Origin of the sequence: Pelagibacterium sp. H642, assembly GCF_031202855.1 — a bacterium.
Taxonomy (GTDB): Bacteria; Pseudomonadota; Alphaproteobacteria; order Rhizobiales; family Devosiaceae; genus Pelagibacterium.
In genome coordinates this window covers 1,798,430-1,813,967 of the sequence record NZ_CP101829.1, presented here as the reverse complement: position 1 = coordinate 1,813,967, position 15,538 = coordinate 1,798,430, and the positions used below count along the sequence as shown (strand labels likewise).

At 65.0% G+C, this 15,538-nt stretch carries 17 protein-coding genes and 1 tRNA gene; 7 read left to right on the top strand and 11 right to left on the bottom strand.

Annotation, left to right across the window (positions count from 1 at the left end; genetic code table 11):
• Nucleotides 1-4: 4 nt before the first annotated feature.
• Nucleotides 5-982 carry a zinc metalloprotease HtpX gene (gene htpX, locus NO934_RS08945; protein WP_309163607.1) on the bottom strand — a complete coding sequence of 326 codons (978 nt, stop codon included), beginning with the start codon at nucleotides 980-982 and terminating at the stop codon, nucleotides 5-7.
• Between htpX and NO934_RS08940 the strand changes: the two genes are divergently transcribed.
• Entirely contained in the window at nucleotides 963-1,283 is a 321-nt protein-coding gene (locus tag NO934_RS08940; protein WP_309163606.1) for a DUF1674 domain-containing protein, read from the top strand. The two genes, htpX and NO934_RS08940, sit on opposite strands and share 20 nt — an antisense overlap.
• Here NO934_RS08940 and NO934_RS08935 read toward each other — a convergent pair.
• From NO934_RS08935 to tsaD, 9 genes are all read right to left on the bottom strand, one after another.
• Entirely contained in the window at nucleotides 1,280-2,461 is a 1,182-nt protein-coding gene (locus NO934_RS08935) for an OpgC domain-containing protein (RefSeq protein ID WP_309163605.1), read from the bottom strand. The genes NO934_RS08940 and NO934_RS08935 overlap by 4 nt on opposite strands.
• The gene (gene mdoH, locus NO934_RS08930; RefSeq protein ID WP_309163604.1) at nucleotides 2,454-4,247 is read right to left on the bottom strand and encodes a glucans biosynthesis glucosyltransferase MdoH; all 1,794 of its coding nucleotides are present in this window, start codon (nucleotides 4,245-4,247) and stop codon (nucleotides 2,454-2,456) included. The genes NO934_RS08935 and mdoH overlap by 8 nt, the downstream gene beginning before the upstream one ends.
• A gap of 3 nt (nucleotides 4,248-4,250) precedes the next feature.
• Nucleotides 4,251-4,397 carry a hypothetical protein gene (locus tag NO934_RS08925; protein WP_309163603.1) on the bottom strand — a complete coding sequence of 49 codons (147 nt, stop codon included), beginning with the start codon at nucleotides 4,395-4,397 and terminating at the stop codon, nucleotides 4,251-4,253.
• Nucleotides 4,394-6,013: a glucan biosynthesis protein gene (locus NO934_RS08920; protein ID WP_309163601.1), complete on the bottom strand. Its 1,620-nt coding sequence runs from the start codon at nucleotides 6,011-6,013 to the stop codon at nucleotides 4,394-4,396. Before NO934_RS08920 ends, NO934_RS08925 begins: the two co-directional genes overlap by 4 nt.
• Before the next feature lie 330 nt (nucleotides 6,014-6,343).
• Nucleotides 6,344-6,757, bottom strand: a complete 414-nt coding sequence (locus NO934_RS08915; RefSeq protein WP_309163600.1) for a DUF1761 domain-containing protein — start codon at nucleotides 6,755-6,757, stop codon at nucleotides 6,344-6,346.
• 102 nt (nucleotides 6,758-6,859) lie between these two features.
• Nucleotides 6,860-7,276: an EVE domain-containing protein gene (locus NO934_RS08910; protein ID WP_309163599.1), complete on the bottom strand. Its 417-nt coding sequence runs from the start codon at nucleotides 7,274-7,276 to the stop codon at nucleotides 6,860-6,862.
• Between the two features lie 3 nt (nucleotides 7,277-7,279).
• Complete coding sequence (locus NO934_RS08905; protein WP_375142790.1) at nucleotides 7,280-7,576, bottom strand: YciI family protein; 297 nt, start codon at nucleotides 7,574-7,576, stop codon at nucleotides 7,280-7,282.
• 2 nt (nucleotides 7,577-7,578) lie between these two features.
• Complete coding sequence (locus NO934_RS08900; RefSeq protein ID WP_309163692.1) at nucleotides 7,579-8,565, bottom strand: NAD(P)H-dependent glycerol-3-phosphate dehydrogenase; 987 nt, start codon at nucleotides 8,563-8,565, stop codon at nucleotides 7,579-7,581.
• A gap of 2 nt (nucleotides 8,566-8,567) precedes the next feature.
• Nucleotides 8,568-9,626: a tRNA (adenosine(37)-N6)-threonylcarbamoyltransferase complex transferase subunit TsaD gene (tsaD, locus tag NO934_RS08895; protein ID WP_309163598.1), complete on the bottom strand. Its 1,059-nt coding sequence runs from the start codon at nucleotides 9,624-9,626 to the stop codon at nucleotides 8,568-8,570.
• Between the two features lie 126 nt (nucleotides 9,627-9,752).
• On the opposite strand from tsaD, the gene hemC reads away from it, so the two are divergent.
• The 6 genes from hemC (at nucleotide 9,753) to NO934_RS08865 (ending at nucleotide 14,855) form a co-directional block, all read left to right on the top strand.
• Nucleotides 9,753-10,697, top strand: a complete 945-nt coding sequence (hemC, locus tag NO934_RS08890) for a hydroxymethylbilane synthase (protein WP_309163597.1) — start codon at nucleotides 9,753-9,755, stop codon at nucleotides 10,695-10,697.
• 4 nt (nucleotides 10,698-10,701) lie between these two features.
• A complete protein-coding gene (locus tag NO934_RS08885; RefSeq protein ID WP_309163596.1) occupies nucleotides 10,702-11,442 on the top strand; it encodes a uroporphyrinogen-III synthase in 741 nt (246 codons plus the stop codon).
• 87 nt (nucleotides 11,443-11,529) lie between these two features.
• Nucleotides 11,530-12,921 carry a hypothetical protein gene (locus NO934_RS08880; RefSeq protein WP_309163595.1) on the top strand — a complete coding sequence of 464 codons (1,392 nt, stop codon included), beginning with the start codon at nucleotides 11,530-11,532 and terminating at the stop codon, nucleotides 12,919-12,921.
• Complete coding sequence (locus NO934_RS08875; protein WP_309163593.1) at nucleotides 12,918-14,291, top strand: heme biosynthesis HemY N-terminal domain-containing protein; 1,374 nt, start codon at nucleotides 12,918-12,920, stop codon at nucleotides 14,289-14,291. The genes NO934_RS08880 and NO934_RS08875 overlap by 4 nt, the downstream gene beginning before the upstream one ends.
• 80 nt (nucleotides 14,292-14,371) lie before the next feature.
• A tRNA-Thr gene (locus tag NO934_RS08870) sits at nucleotides 14,372-14,447 on the top strand.
• Nucleotides 14,448-14,573: 126 nt separating this feature from the next.
• Nucleotides 14,574-14,855 (top strand): 4a-hydroxytetrahydrobiopterin dehydratase, encoded by a 282-nt coding sequence (locus tag NO934_RS08865; protein WP_309163691.1) that lies wholly within the window; start codon nucleotides 14,574-14,576, stop codon nucleotides 14,853-14,855.
• Here NO934_RS08865 and NO934_RS08860 read toward each other — a convergent pair.
• The gene (locus tag NO934_RS08860) at nucleotides 14,852-15,409 is read right to left on the bottom strand and encodes a hypothetical protein (RefSeq protein ID WP_309163592.1); all 558 of its coding nucleotides are present in this window, start codon (nucleotides 15,407-15,409) and stop codon (nucleotides 14,852-14,854) included. The two genes, NO934_RS08865 and NO934_RS08860, sit on opposite strands and share 4 nt — an antisense overlap.
• Nucleotides 15,410-15,538 lie beyond the last annotated feature (129 nt).

The window sequence follows — 15,538 nt, the reverse complement described above, 5'->3', positions numbered from 1 at the left end:
AAACCTATCCCCAGGGTCCGGCCGCTCCGCCATCGTCCCCACGCGGCCGCGTGCCGGGCGTACGCCAGCTCTGGCCGGGCCGGACATTGGCCTCGATGGGGTTTACCCGGCTGCGCGGCGTTTGACCACCGCCTCCGCCGGAAACCCGCGCCATGTCCATCAGGGCGCGGATGCGGTTTTCCACATTGGGGTGGGTGGAAAACAGATTGTCCATCCGTGCCCCCGACAGCGGGTTGGAGATGTACATATGCGCCATGGCCGGGGCGCGCTCGGCCGCCACATTGACCGTGCGCTTGCCGATGGCCGAGATCTTTTCGAGCGCGCTGGCCAGCGCGGTCGGATCGCCGCAGATCGCCGCGCCGTCCTTGTCGGCCTCGTATTCCCGCGTCCGGCTCACCGCCATCTGCACCAGCATCGCGGCGATGGGAGCCAGGATCACCATGGCAATGGTGCCGAAAACGCCAAGGGGATTGTTGTTGTCGCGTCCGCCGCCGAAGAACAGCCCGAACTGGGCCAGCATCGAGATCGCACCGGCCAGCGTCGCGGTCACCGTCATGGTCAGCGTATCGCGGTTCTTGATATGGGCGAGCTCGTGCGCGATCACCGCGGCCACCTCCCGGCTGTCGAGATATTTGACGAGGCCCGAGGACACGGCCACCACGCCCTTTTCCGGGCTGCGGCCGGTCGCGAACGCATTGGGCTGGTCGGTTTCGATGAGGTAAAGCTTGGGCATCGGCAGCCCGGCATTGTCGGCCAGCCGCTGGGTCATCTGATAGAGCTCGGGCGCCGAGCGCGGATCGATCTCCTTGGCGCCCTGCATCGAGAGCACCATCTTGTCCGAATTCCAATAGGCAAAGGCATTGGTGCCCAGCGCGAACAGGAAGGCGATGGCCATGCCGCCCGTGCCGCCGATCAGATAGCCCACGCCCATGAACAGCGCCGTCATGCCGGCCAGAAGGATCGTGGTTCGCAATGCGTTCATCATCGTCCGACTTTCACAAACAGTGGTCGCCTATTATGATGGGAACCCCGGAGGCGTCCCACAAGTCCTCATGGGCCTAAACTCTTCGTTCAATACCGGCAATACCCCCATGATCACAGCCTTCAATACCAAGCGCCCAGACCCCGAAATCGCCAAAAGAGCGCTCGAGGAAGCCAAGGCGCGCCGCGCCGAGATCGATGCCAAAACCTCTGCCGCCCCGCGCGAAATCGACGGCCGCGGCGGCCTCGATCCCGCCCGCTACGGCGATTGGGAGATCAAGGGCATCTCGTCCGATTTCTAAGGCGCCGCCTTGGCCGCTATCGCCTTCTTGTTCGCCTGCGCCCGCTTGGTGACCCTGAGCGCATAGGCCAGCGCGAACTGCACCCCGAGCCCGGCCCCGATCAGCACCAGATCGGTCAAAAAACTGCGCTCGATGCCGGCATTGATCGCCTGCAGCAGCACCGAGAGCACCGATCCGGTGGCAAAAACCGCAAGCCCGTTCTGTCCCAGCAGGCGGAACGGCTCTGCCCATCGGCTTTCCGAAGCCACATAGACCCAGGAAAAGCACGAGAGAATATAGGCAAGCGCCAGGAAATGGCTCAGCCGCAGCACCGCCGCGAAAGTCTTGTCGAACGAAACGATATAGAATGGCACGCCCGCACTGCCCAATTCCGCCATGAAGCGGTTGGCCACCGGACCGGCTCCGGGCACGTGCTTCCAAATGATCGTGGCAACCAGCCACGCGCCGCACAGCCACATCAGCCAGCCGATCCGGGGCACGAAACGCTCGCCGCGCTTGAGGAAAATCCCAGTCAAAAGCCCAAGCACGAATATGATCTGCCAGGAAAACGGATTGAAGAACCAGCCGCCCGGATTGGGATAGTTGGGTAGGTTGATGCGGAATTGCCCGGCCAGTACCCAGACGATCACCGAAGCGGCAAGCAGCAGATAGGGACGCCTCAGTCCCACCCAGAGCAACAGCGGGGTCACCAGCAGCAAGGTGAGATAGAGCGGCAGGATATTGAAATAACCGAGCTGATGTCCCAGTAGGGGAATGCCGATCAGCACAGCCAGGGGGTTGGCGAAAGCGGGCCGCAGGTTGATGGTGGTCAAAAGCTCGTAAAGCCCGAACCAGAGCGCTGCCGCCGCAAAGATGCCGATCGCCATGGCGGTCGTCGAAAGATGCACGAAATAGAGCGTCCGCGCCCGCGCCCAGACCCTGGCGATGCCGGGCCAATAGGGCGCGCTCAGGAACCCCGACTCATAGGCGAGCCCGGCCGCCGTGCCCGAAAGAAAGACGAACGCTTCGGCGGCGTCGGAAAATCCCCAATTGCGATTGGTGAAATGCTCCAGCGCATTGCCCGGCACGTGGTTGATGAAGATCATCACCAGCGCCAGTCCGCGCAACACGTCGATGCGCGGGTCCCGGACCGAGCGCATCGGCAATTCCGGCGTCAGCCGGCTATGGCGTTTATGCATGCGTTGGCGCGCCTTCCCTCATCGCGCGGCCTACAGGATCGGGCTCGCTCCGGCCACCACTCCATGAGGAAACAATAGCATCGCGTTCCGCCACAATGGGCGAGCGATCGCATTCTTGGGGTGCAAGAAAGATCGAACTTTCGAACGGTTTGGACGAAATCCAGATCAAAAGCGGCGCGACCACCATGGGCCCGGCCACCGGCACCAGCCACACGAGAATCGCGGGGGTAAAATAAGCGGCGCCCGCCAGCATGGTCACGCCGATCAGGACCATGGTGCGGCTCGCCATCCAGGCATCGGACAAGGGCAGCGCCTGGGTGCCGCGCCGGGTCGCCGGCCATCCCCCATCCGCCCCCGTCAGCACCTGGAACACCGAGCGGGTCTGAAACAGCAGCATAACCGGGGCGATGATGCTCGAAAGCACGATCTCGACGAGCACTGAAACGGTTGCCCGTCCTGCCCCGCCATGGCGCGCCACCCGGCCGGTCGAGATCGCCTGGGCCAGAATCAAAAGCTTGGGCAGGATCAAAAGCCCGAAAATCCCCACCAGAAGCGTGATCGCTTTCGATGTCTGATCGTCAGGAAATACCGGGAAGAGCTGATAGGGCTCGGGGAAATAATCGGGCGCCGGCGTGAAGTAGGGGGCGAGCAGACTCAGGATCAGAAAGGCCGCCCAGATGGGCGATGATAGGTAGGAGAGGATCCCCTGCACGAAAACGAACCGGCTCCATCCCGAAAGCCTTGGCGCCCCCAAGAGCTTGATATGCTGGAGATTGCCCTGGCACCAGCGCCGGTCGCGCTTGGCGAATTCGACAAGATTGTCCGGCCCTTCCTCGAACGAGCCGGTAAGATCGGTATCGAGCCGCACGATCCAGCCATTGCGCGCCAGAAGCGCCGCTTCCACATAGTCGTGGCTGAGCACGTGCCCGCCAAAGGGCGGTTTGCCGCTGAGCACGGGCAGCCCGCACGAGCTGGCGAACGCCTGGGTGCGGATCATCGCGTTATGCCCCCAGAACGGGCCTTCATGCCCCGCCAAGAGCGCAATGCCGCGCGCAAAAACCGGCGAGAAGAAACTTGCCGAAAACTGCACGGCGCGGCCGAACAGCGAATGGGCATTGATGATCTGGGGCAGCGTCTGGAGCAGGCCGAGCCGGGGCTCGGCTTCCATGCGCCGCGCCATCTCGACGATGGTTTTCCCTTCCATCAGGCTATCGGCATCAAGGATCAGCGAAAATTCATACGCCCCGCCCGAGCGGGTGATGAAGTCCTCGACATTGCCGGCCTTTTTTCCTGTGTTTTCGGCCCGGCGGCGATAGAACATGCGCCCCTTGCCCCCGCTCTCCTCGAGAAGCCGGTCGAACCAGATTTCTTCCTGCCGCGCCGTCTGGGGATCGCGGGTATCGGACAGGATGGCGAAATCGAAAAGCCCGCTCATCCCTTCTCTGGCGATCGAGCGGTCCATGGCCAGAACCCGCGAAAACGTCTCGACCGGATCTTCGTTGTAGATGGGAACAAGGATCGCCGTCCGCCCCCGCACCCTTTCGGCGGCCTGCCGAGCGTCATGCACCTGGGGGCGATAGAGCAGCCCGACAACGCTCTGGCTTGCCCCCCAGGCCAGCCACAGCGTGGAGATGGCGATCAGCACGAGGCGGACGAAATCGAGCGCATCGAGCCCGTTGGTGGCCGCGAACTGGATGAACAGCGAGGATGCGATCCCGCTCAGCCCGAGCGAGAGCAGGAAGGCAATGATCCGGTAGAGCCGCGCCTGCGCGCGGACCCGATCCATATCCTAGTGCTCCCGGCGCAGGCCGATCGGGTCGCGCACGAACATCGAGAAAAAGCGCATCAGCGCAGAGCGGACCATGCCCGGTCGCTCAAGCTGCTGCTTGGGCATGGGCATGGGCGCATGGGGAAGGGGATCGAACGCGTTCATCATTCACCCATCCATTGATAGAGCCAGGTTTCAGTGAGCCTTTGGCCGAACCCGCGCACATGACCCACGAGCTCGATGGCCTGACCGCCGGTAACGGTCACGTCGATGACAAGGCGCCAGATATCGGTGCCGTCGATTTTCTTGAGCACGAGTGAAGCGATTTCCCCGCCGGACACTGTAACGACCGGCTCGACGTCTTCGTTCCCCGCTTCGACGCGCCCGAGCATGCCGCCCTGGAAATCGACGACGAATTTGCGCAGATCGGGAGCATTCTCGATGCCCGACACGCCCCCGTGCCCGGTGCGGGTTTCCAGCACATGGGCGATGTCGAGCGATTGATCGGGCGCAAGATCGCCCCAGCGCATCAGATAGCGGTATTCGTGCTCTTCGCCGGCCAATGCTGGCCGCTCTGGAATCCAGAACGCCACGATATTGTCGTTGACCTCCTGGTCGGAGGGAATCTCCACCAGCCGCACATTGCCCGCGCCCCAATCCCCGATGGGCTCGATCAGCAGCGAGGGCCGGCGTTCGTAATGGGCCTCGGCGTCCTGATACTCGGCAAAATCGCGGTCGCGCTGGAAAAGGCCGAAGCCGCGCGGATTGGTTTCTGCGAAATAAGAACTGCCGAGCTGGGGCGGATTGTTGAGCGCCCGCCAGAGCCGATCGCCTCCGTCGCGCCAGATCGCCAGCCCATTACTGTCATGGACCTGCGGGCGGTAATCGTCAAATTGCGAGCGGTTGGTTTCCGAATAGAGGAACATCGAAGTCATGGGCGCGATGCCGAGCTGCTCGATATCCGCCCTGAAGAACAGCCGCGCGGTGACCTCGATATGGGTTTCTTCACCCGGCCGGATGTCGAACCGGAAGGCGCCGGTGACGCTCTGGCTGTCGAGCGCGGCATTGACAACGACATTGCGCTGCCCCGGCTGCGGCCGCTCGAGATAAAACTGGGAAAAGCGCGGGAATTCCTCGCTCGCGGCAAGTCCGGTGTTGATGGCAAGGCCCCGGGCGCTCAGCCCGTAGAAATTGTCCCGTCCCAGCGCACGGAAATAGCTCGCGCCCACGAACGAGATCAGTTCGTCGAAATATCCGGGGCGGTTGAGCGGGTAGTTGAGACGGAAACCCACCACACCGGGGAATTCGGTGTCGCCCTCTTCGATGCCTTCGACCGGCCCCTGATAGCGGAAATCGTCGAACCCGAAACCGAACGGGCGCGCCACGCCATCGACCACCTCGAACAGGTCCACCCGTTCCTTGTAGAGCCATCCGGGATGGAAGGCATGCACGCGGAACTGGTCGCCCTCTTGGGACCATCGGGCCCTTTCGACATCGAACTGGATGTGCCGGTAGCCGTCGTAATCGAGCTCGGCGAACGGGCCGGGAAGATCGGTGGGGGGCGTCTGATAGGCTTCGCCGGCCCTGGCGCGCATCCATTCGGTCAAAAGATCGAAGGAAAATTCCTGCCCTTCGGGTGCGGGGGCCGGCGCCTCTTCAGGCGGCGGCGCGTCCTGTGCCAAAAGGCTCCCCAGAGCTGTGGTGCTCAGAAGGAAGCTTGCGGGAAGGGCGCCCAGAATGAAACGGCGCGACGGCGAAAAGGTCTTAGCAGCAATAGGGTGCATGAACTCTTGTACTCGGGCAACGGCGCCCGGTGGCCGCGCGCCGAAATGTCTTTCAATTACAACGCCGGAACGAGGCCAAGCCAGCGCCAAACGATGGCAAACCCTGAAGGTTCCTGCATGCCTCTGTTTCCAAAAATGCATAGCTTGGAACCATCACGGCTCCGTGAGGACTTCGCCATCGAATCAGGCGATTCGATGACTGACGCATGCCGGCAGGCAATCTGCCGCACCTGCCCCGGCTATGCCCGGACGGCAGGGCGTGACCGGCCCGGTTTGCACCGGGCCAGTTTCAACAGCTCGATGAAAAAAATGTTCGGGAGCGTTGCCTATTCAGTCCAGGAGCCCCAGCACCACGCCCTCCACGATCATGACACCCAGCAGGTATCCGCCGTCGATCACCGCCAGGGACCAGCTCATACCCTGATAGCGGTGGTTGAGGATCATGGCGGGCAAAAGGAAACCCACCCAAAGGTGCAGCCCTACGGTAATCGCGTTGCCAACGCTCATCTCCCCAAGGATCATCGGGGTGAAGAGCGCCAGAAAATAGGCCATGACCAAAAGCATCACGGCGCCCCAGATGAACGGTGCCGCCTGCCCGCCCGAGCCGGCCATGATCTGTTCGACGGTCTTGCCGGTCGCCGCGATCCACTGCTTTGACAGCACCATATACCAGGCCGCCCCGAGCGCCATCGCAGCGATCATTGCGAGCAGAACGCCCAGCCAGTTGACGTCGAGATAATCCATCGCGTCCTCCCTCAACGGCAGCCCGGATGCCCCACGCCTCCGAATCAGTCCGCCGCGGACGCCCCGATTGTGCGCGCGATTCGACCCGATCGCCAATCGTGCCTAGGGCTCGACGCCGCCCATCTTGCAGATCAGCGTCCACTCGGCCTCGCTCACCGGCTGCACCGAGAGGCGCGAATTGTTGACCAGCACCATCTTTTCGAGTTCGGGCACCGTCTTGATCTCATCGAGCGTCACCGGCCGGGCGAAGGGGCGCACCGCCTCGACGTCCACGCATTCCCAGCGCGGATCATCGGTCGTCGAATCGGGGTGGATCTCATTGGCGACCCGCACGATCCCCACCACCGCCTTTTCCTTGACCGAGTGGTAGAAAAACCCGAGCTCGCCCTTTTTCATCGCCCGCATATTGTTTCGCGCCTGGTAGTTGCGTACTCCGCTCCACTCTTCGGGCGCGCCTTTTTTGACCTGATCGTCCCAGCCCCAGGTTTCCGGTTCGGACTTGAAAAGCCAGTATGCCATGGCTCAGAGCCCCTCCGGCCGCTTGATGACCCAGTTCCAGGGCCGCACCTCGACGCTCTCGAACACCCCGGCCTGGGCATAAGGATCCCGAGCCACCAGCGCCTGGGCGGCATCGCGGTCGGCAGCGGTCACCACCATCATCGAGCCGATCGCCTTGCCGTCCTCGTCGAGGAACGGGCCGGCCAGCACCATGGCATCGGCATTGTCTTCCCAGAACTGGAGATGGGCCGGGCGCACTTCAAGCCGCTTTTCCAGATAGTCGGGTTTGTCGAACGCGGTCACCGCGAACATTTTTGTCATCTCTAGCCTTCCCTCTTGAGTGGTCGTCTCATCAGCATGGGCACGATCGCCTCGATCCGTGCCCGCCCCGAAATCAGCATTTCCACCGCCTCGATCAGCGGCGCGTCGATCCCCTCGACCTCGGCCACCGCCTTGGCGACCGGCGCGGTGAACAGCCCCTCGGCCAGTCCCATGCCCGAGGCGCGTATCGCCTCTACCGTCCGCCCCTGCCCCAGCGCCACCCCGAAACGGTAATTGCGCGAGGCGTCCGAAGTGCAACTGAGCGCCAGATCGCCGATCCCGGCAAGTCCGGCAAGGGTCGCCTCGCTTCCCCCCAGCGCCACGATCATTCGCCCCATTTCGGCAAAGGCGCGCGCCAGAAACGCCGAGCGCGCCGAAAGCCCCAGCCCGGCGCCCTCGATCGCCCCCGCCCCAAGGGCATAGACATTCTTGAGCGCTCCGCACATTTCCACCCCGGCGATGTCCCCGCTCGCATAGGGGCGGAAACAGTCCGAGGCAAGCAGCGCCGCGATCTCCTCGGCGCGCGCGGCATCGGGACCGGCCAGGGTCACCGCCGTCGGCTTTCCCGCCGCCACGTCATGGGCAAAGCTGGGGCCAGAAAGAACAAACGGCTCGGCCTTGGGCGCCATCTCGGCAAGAATCTGGCTCTGCCGGTCATTGCTTCCCGCCTCGAGCCCCTTGGCGCAAAGGATCACCGGCTTCGCCGCCAGTATGTCCCCGCCCAGCGCCCCAAGCGTTGCCCGCGTCGCCTGCGCCGGCACCACCATCAGCACCGCATCGGCATCTTCAAGCCCGGCAAAATCGGTCTGCGCCATAAGCCCGGCATCGAGCGCGATATCGCCCAGATACCGGGGCAGGCGGTGCTCACTATTGATCTGGGCTGCAGCGGCGGCATCGCGCCCCACAAGCGTTACGGCATGGCCCGCGAACGCTGCCGCCTGCGCCAGCGCCGTTCCCCAGGCGCCCGCACCGATCACGAAAATCCGCACGCTCAAGCCGCGCCCCCCAATTGGTCGAGCGGCCAGCGCGGACGTGCCACCGCATCGAGCCCATCGACCAGCCCCAGGGCGAGCCGCTCGGCCCCCGCCCAGGCGATCATCGCTCCATTGTCGGTGCAAAGCGCCGGCGGCGGAATCACCAGCTCGGCTCCCGCCTGCTCGGCAATTGTCCGTAAAGCTGCGCCGATCGCCTTGTTGGCCGCAACCCCGCCGGCCACCACGAATGTCGGCCGCATATCCGGATAGAGGTCGGCAAACCGCTCCAGCGCCTGTTTCAAGCGCACCGCCACGATCTCGGTCACCGCCGCCTGAAAACTCGCGCACAGATCGGCGATGTCTTTATCCGACACTGGCGCCACAGCTTCCGCCGCCAGGCGCAACGCGGTCTTTAGTCCCGAAAACGAGAAATCGAGCCGCTTTTCGCGAAGCAGCGGGCGCGGCAGGTCGAACCGCTCGGGATCGCCCCCCTCGGCCGCCCTTTCCACTTCCGGCCCGCCGGGATAGCCTAGCCCCAAAAGCTTGGCCGCCTTGTCGAAGGCTTCCCCCAGCGCGTCGTCGATGGTCGAGCCCCAGCGCTCATATTCGCCGACGCCCTTGACCAGCACGAATTGCGAATGCCCGCCCGAAACCAGCAGCATCAGATAGGGAAACCTTACCCCATCGGTCAGCCTCGCCGTGAGCGCATGTCCCTCGAGATGGTTGACGGCAAGCAGTGGCTTGCCGCTCGCCGCCGCCAGCGCCTTGCCGGTGGTCAACCCCACCAACACGCCCCCGATCAGCCCCGGCCCCGCCGTTGCGGCGATGCCGTCGAGTTCGGAGAGCTCCACGCCCGCCTCTTCGAGCGCCCGCCTCACGATCCCGTCGAGATGAACCACATGGGCCCGCGCCGCCAGTTCGGGCACAACGCCGCCATAGGCCCTGTGCTCCTCGATCTGGCTGCGAACGATGTTGGAAACGATCTCGCCCGCCCCGTCCGCCCGGCGCCGGACCACCGCCGCGGCGGTTTCGTCGCAGCTTGTCTCAATCCCCAAAACGAGCGTATCGCGTTCCATTGCGGCGATCTGGTCTCTGGCCTAAGGCTGTGGTCTGATGGCAGAAGGCGGATCGCAATCCGCTCCCCAAGCGTTTAAAGCGTTCCTGTAAAACGCGCGCACATCTGTGACACCTGCGAGGCCATATTGCAATCTTCTGCCCCCACCCCCGTCCTCACCCTGGGCACCCGCGGATCCCCCCTGGCGCTACGCCAGGCCGAGGAGGTGCGCGACCGCCTGATGGCGCTGCATGGATTGGAGGCCGAGGCCATCGCCATCAAGGTGATCAAGACCAGCGGCGACATCATCCAGGACCGCCCACTGTCCGAAGTGGGCGGCAAGGGCCTGTTCACCAAGGAGATCGAGATCGCGCTGGCCAGCGGCGAGATCGATCTTGCCGTCCATTCGGCCAAGGATGTGGCCACCACTCTGCCCGAGGGCATGATCCTGCCCGCCTATCTGCCGCGCGAGGACGTGCGCGACGCCTTCCTGTCGCTGATCGCCAAGAGCCCCGACCACCTGCCCGAAGGCGCGGTGATCGGTTCGTCCTCTCTGCGCCGCCGCGCCCAGATGAAGCGCTTCCGCCCCGATTTCCGCACTGTCGAGTTCCGCGGCAATGTCCAGACGCGGCTCAAAAAGCTCGCCGATGGCGTGGCCGACGCAACGCTGCTCGCCATGGCCGGATTGAACCGGCTGGGCGAGGCCCATCGCGTCACCCACACACTCGATCTCGCTCATTTCCCTCCTGCCCCGGCGCAAGGGGCTATCGTCATCGAAACCCGCGCCGATGACGGCGCCGCCCGGCGCTTTGTCGAACTGCTCGACGATCCCGAGACACGGGTGAAGGTCGAAGCCGAACGTGCCTTCCTCAAGGTCATGGATGGGTCCTGCCGCACCCCCATCGCGGCCCTTACGACCCTTGCGGATGGCAAGCTGAGCCTTTTCGGCCAGATCCTCTCCCCTGACGGCCCGGAAGTCTATGAGGCCGAATTGAGCGCCGACGCCGATGCCGGCGTCGATCTGGGCACGCGTCTGGGCGAAAAACTGCTTGCCGAGGCGGGCCCTGAGTTTATCGAACGGCTCAAAGGCTAGGGCGATGGCGCCGCGCAGCATTCTCGTCACCCGCCCCCACCCCGATGCCGAGCGCACCGCCGCCGGCCTTGCGGCGCTGGGGCTGGAGCCGATCGTTGCGCCCATGCTCGAAGCCCGTTTCACCGGCGCCGACCTCCCCGATGCGGCGCCCTTCGCCGCGCTCGCCGTGACCTCGGCCAATGGAGTGCGTGCCCTCGCCGCTCATCCCCAAGGCGAGCGTTTTGCCAATCTTCCGGTCTATGCGGTGGGCGATCATACGGCTGCCGAAGCCCGCGCCGTGGGATTCGAGAGGATTTCCGCCGCCGGCGGCACGCTCGATGATCTCTGCGCCATCATCCTGGCCGACAAACCCGCCGGACCGATCTTTTATCCCGCCCCCCTCCATCAGAGCGGCGACCTTGCCGGACGGCTGGCCGAAGCCGGCATCGAGGTCGAGACGCGCATCCTCTACCAGATGTGCGCCGCCACGGTGCTCCCGCCCGGTCTCGACCAGCGTCTTATCGATGGCGCGATTGCCGGCGCGGTCTTTTATTCGCGCCGCACGGCCGAAATCTTCGCCGGCCTTGTTTCGGGCAGCCAATACGAGCAGGTGCGGCGTTCCCTTTCGTGCCTGTGCCTTTCCGAAAAGGTCGCCGAGCCTCTGGTCGATGCCCATTTCCCCCGCATCGGCCTTGCCGATGCCCCCAGCCAGGAAGCGATGATGACCCTGGCGCTGGCTTTTTCCCAGGATCAAATCAGTCCATGATGGCCAAAGGCTTCTGGGACACGCGGTCCGGGAGCCGGCACAAAAAATACGAAACCCGCCCGACACCAACCCAGATGAGGCAGGCAGATGGTCGAAAAGAAATCCGGTCCGGTCAAACCTCCGATCATCGATGCCAAGCCGCGCACCTCCAACAAACCGGCGCCGCAAAAGGAAACGCCGGCCTCCCAGGCCGCCGATCCGACCGAGCCGGCACCGAACCCCGCTCGGGAACCAGACGCAGCCGCCCAGCAGCCTACCGCTTCCCGGACCAGCAAGACCGACGCCCTCAAAAGCGGGCAATCGGAACCTGGGCCGGACAAAGCCGATTCGGTTAAGCCAACCGCTTCCCGGCCCGAAGCCATCACGTCCGATCCCTCCGAACCGGCCGGGCCTCCCCCCGCGCCGGCAGAACCCGCCACCCCTGTCGGTCCCCTGCTCATCGCCGCTGCCGGGGGAGGTCTCATCGGGGTTGCCCTGGCCTATGGGCTCGCCAGCTTCGGTCTCTGGCCCCAGGCCGCCGCCGACGCATCTGCCCTTTCGGCGCTGCAATCGCGCACCACCGAGCTCGAATCCAGCCTTTCCGAAAACGCCGGCCAGACTGCCGATTTCGAAACCCGCCTCGAAGACCTCCAGCTCCAGGTCTCGACCCTGGAGCCGCCCGAGCCCATCCCCACCGAAGGTCTCGCCGTCCAGGCCGACCTCGACGCCTTGGCCAGCCAGATTTCCGATCTTTCCGCTCGCATCGAGGCCGTCGCCGCCGGGGCCTCGGGCGATGAGGTCACCGACGTCGCCCAGAACCTCTCGAGCCTTTCGAGCCAGGTAGCCGCGCTCACCGAACGGCTCGACGCCATCGAGCCGCAGGTCGCCGAGGCCGCCCCTGCACTCGAATCGGCGATGACCCGGCTGGACGATCTCGATGCGCGGATTGCTGACCAGTCCGATTTCGAGGCTGTTACCTCCGAGCGCGACCGCATCGCCCAGCTCCCCGCAGCGCTCGGCGCGCTCGAAACCGCCATTGCCTCGGGCGCGCCCTTTACCACCCAGCTCGCCCAGGTCGAAACGCTGCTGCCCGCGCTCGAAATCCCTGCGCCGACCCATGACGCCGCCACCACCGGCGTCATCCCGCCCGCAACGCTTCTGGCCGATTTCCGCTCCGCCATCCCCGCCATGCTCGCCGCCGCCCCGCGCGACCCGCAGGCCAATTGGGCCCAGACGCTTCTCGATCAGGCCGCCTCGACCCTCGCCCTGCGCCCCACCGATGGCGATTCGCCGCAAGGCCTCGTCGGCCGCACCGAAGCCGCCCTCGCCGCCGGCGATCTGGCTGGGGCGCAAACCGCCTTTGCCGCCCTTCCGCAGCCCATGCAGCAAGCCGCTCCCGGTTTCGCCGAGGCGCTGACCCGGGCCCAGCTCGCCCAGGCCCTGCTTGAAACCGTTCGTTCCGCCGATCCTGCCGCGACCCCGGTGGAGGCCGCCCAATGATCCGTCTCGTTTATTATCTCGCCCTGAGCCTTCTCGTCGCGCTGGGTGCCGCTTGGCTCATTGCGCTTCCGGGCACCGTCGAAATCGCCTTCGGCTCCTGGCGCATGAGCCCCGGCTTGGGTACGGCACTCTTTGTGGTCATCGCCATCATTGTCCTGGCCATCGTCCTTTGGGCCATCATCCGCCGGGTGATCGGCGCGCCCGCCGCCATCGCCCGCGCCAATGCCCGCCGCCGCGAACGCGCCGGCGTCGAAGCGCTCTCGGACGGCATGATTGCGCTCCAGGCCGGCGAATTCGCCCGCGCCCGCATGCTGGCCCGCGATGCGAGGACCAAGCTCCCCGACAACCCGGCTGCCCAGCTCCTCGAAGCCCGTGCCGAACTTGCCCTCGGCGACCTCTCCTCGGCCCGCGAGCATTACCGCGCGCTGATCTCGAGCGATCGCACCGCGCTCGCTGCGCTTTCGGGGCTCTACGAGCAGGCCCGCACCCAGAACCGCTCTGCGGCCGCCATCACCTTCGCGCGCAAGGCCCTGGCCATTTCCCCCAGCCTCGACTGGGCGTCCGAAGCCGTATTCGACGATCTTGCCACGCGCGGCGCCTGGGCCGACGCCCTCGACATGAGCGCCTCGCTTCCCGCCCGCACACGAGCGCAAAAAGCCGCCAAGAAGCGCCGCCAGGGCGTGCTGGAAACCGCCCTCGCCCTGGCCATTGAGGAAACAGAGCCCGACACCGCCTATGAACACGCCAACAAGGCCTTGAAGGCCATCCCCGATTTCGTGCCCGCTGCGCTGGTGGCCGCCCGCATTCTTATCAATCGCGGCGACACGCGCCGGGCGTCTTCGCTCCTGCGCCGCGTCTGGCGCGCCAGCCACCACCCCGACGCGGCGACGCTTTATGCCCATGTCAAGCCGGGCGCCTCGGCGCTCGAGCGCTTGAAACGCACCCAAGCCCTGATCGAAACCCCCGACAGCCACCCGGCTGCCGCCATCGTCCTCGCCCGCGCCGCCATCGACGCCTATGACTGGAGCACCGCCCGCAACGCGCTCGCCCCGTTTGTCCGCAAGTCTCCGACCCGCCAGATGTGCCTTTTGATGGCCGAGATCGAGGAAGGCCAGTCCGGCGATCAGGGCAAGGCCCGCGAATGGCTTTCCCGCGCCGTCAACGCCCCTGCCGACCCGGCCTGGACCACCGATGGCATCACCTCGGACGATTGGGCCCCTGCCTCTCCGGTCACCGGGCGCCTGGACGCCTTCGAATGGAAGGTTCCCCTGGAAACCCGCGCCCCCACGCGTGCTCCTTCCCAAGCCACGCCCGATCCCCTTCCGGCCCCCGCCGAGCCGGCTCAAACGCAACCTCAACCTTCATCCTGAAAAAGCCGTACCTGCCCGCCTTTGCCCTTGCGAATTACCCGCACCCCCAGTAAAAGGACGCCCATCCGCCTCCGGGCCAAGCCGCTTTAGCTCAGTTGGTAGAGCACATCATTCGTAATGATGGGGTCGCGTGTTCGAGTCACGCAAGCGGCACCACTTCCTTTTCATTGCCGCTGACCGCAAGCCGCCCGATCACGCCTTGTGATCCGCGCGTCCTGGGCCGACAATGGCGCGCCGATCCCGTGCATCCCCGCACCGGGCGAGGAGAAAAGGATGAGCGATATGTCCAATGATCACCCCGCGATCGATCTCGATGCGGCGCTGTCCCGCCTTGAGGGCTGGGAAGAAACGCCCGAGGGCGCCATATCGAGAAGCTTCAAGTTCAAGGATTTTGCCGAGGCTTTCGCCTTTATGACCCGTGTGGCGCTTTTGGCCGAAAAGGCCAACCATCACCCGGACTGGTCCAACAGTTACAACCGCGTGACGATCACGCTCAAGACTCACGACAAGAACGCTGTCACGCAAAAGGACATCGATCTGGCGACGGCCATTTCCGCGCTTTAAGCCGCCGGCGCCGTCGTCCTCAGCGCCACACGCCGCACGCCCAGCCAGCCCAGATAGAGAGCGAGGGCGATCGAGAGCGTCTCATGGTAGACGGCAAGATCGGGCACGAAGATCCGCGCCAGATGCCCGATCGCCAGCCCCGCCGGCACCAGTGCCGCCGTCCTCGGCGCGCCGGGCGCCCTGCTGAAATGGACGGCCAAGGCGGTGAGCCCTGCCACCACGAACGCCAGCGCCAGCAGGTAGAACGGGGTAAAGACGATATCGGCATGCGCCACCGTTCCCTCCGCCATCGCCCCGAGCACCCCGGAGGTCAGAACGATGATCATCACCATGGCAAAGGAAAACGCCCCGAAGGCGCAAAGCACGATTCCCACGCGCCCAGGCTTGACCATGCCGGGCAGGTCCTTGAGCGTCCAGATGCCGCAGCCGGCCAGCACCATGCCCACCGTGGTGACAGTCCCCCCCGCCACCGTAATCTGGGCGCCGGTGAGCATAATGGCTTCTCCGAGGGCCCATAGAGCACAGCCGGCAAGCAGGATGGCGGCAAGAATCATGGTGGTTTCCGGTATTGAGCCGTCCGCCAAAAAGCCCGGACGGGAAGTGAACCTATATTGGCGATCGGGGTCCGATCGCTCGATCAATCAGCTTGGAGCGGCCATCAGGGTTCATCGGGCCCGTCGCGC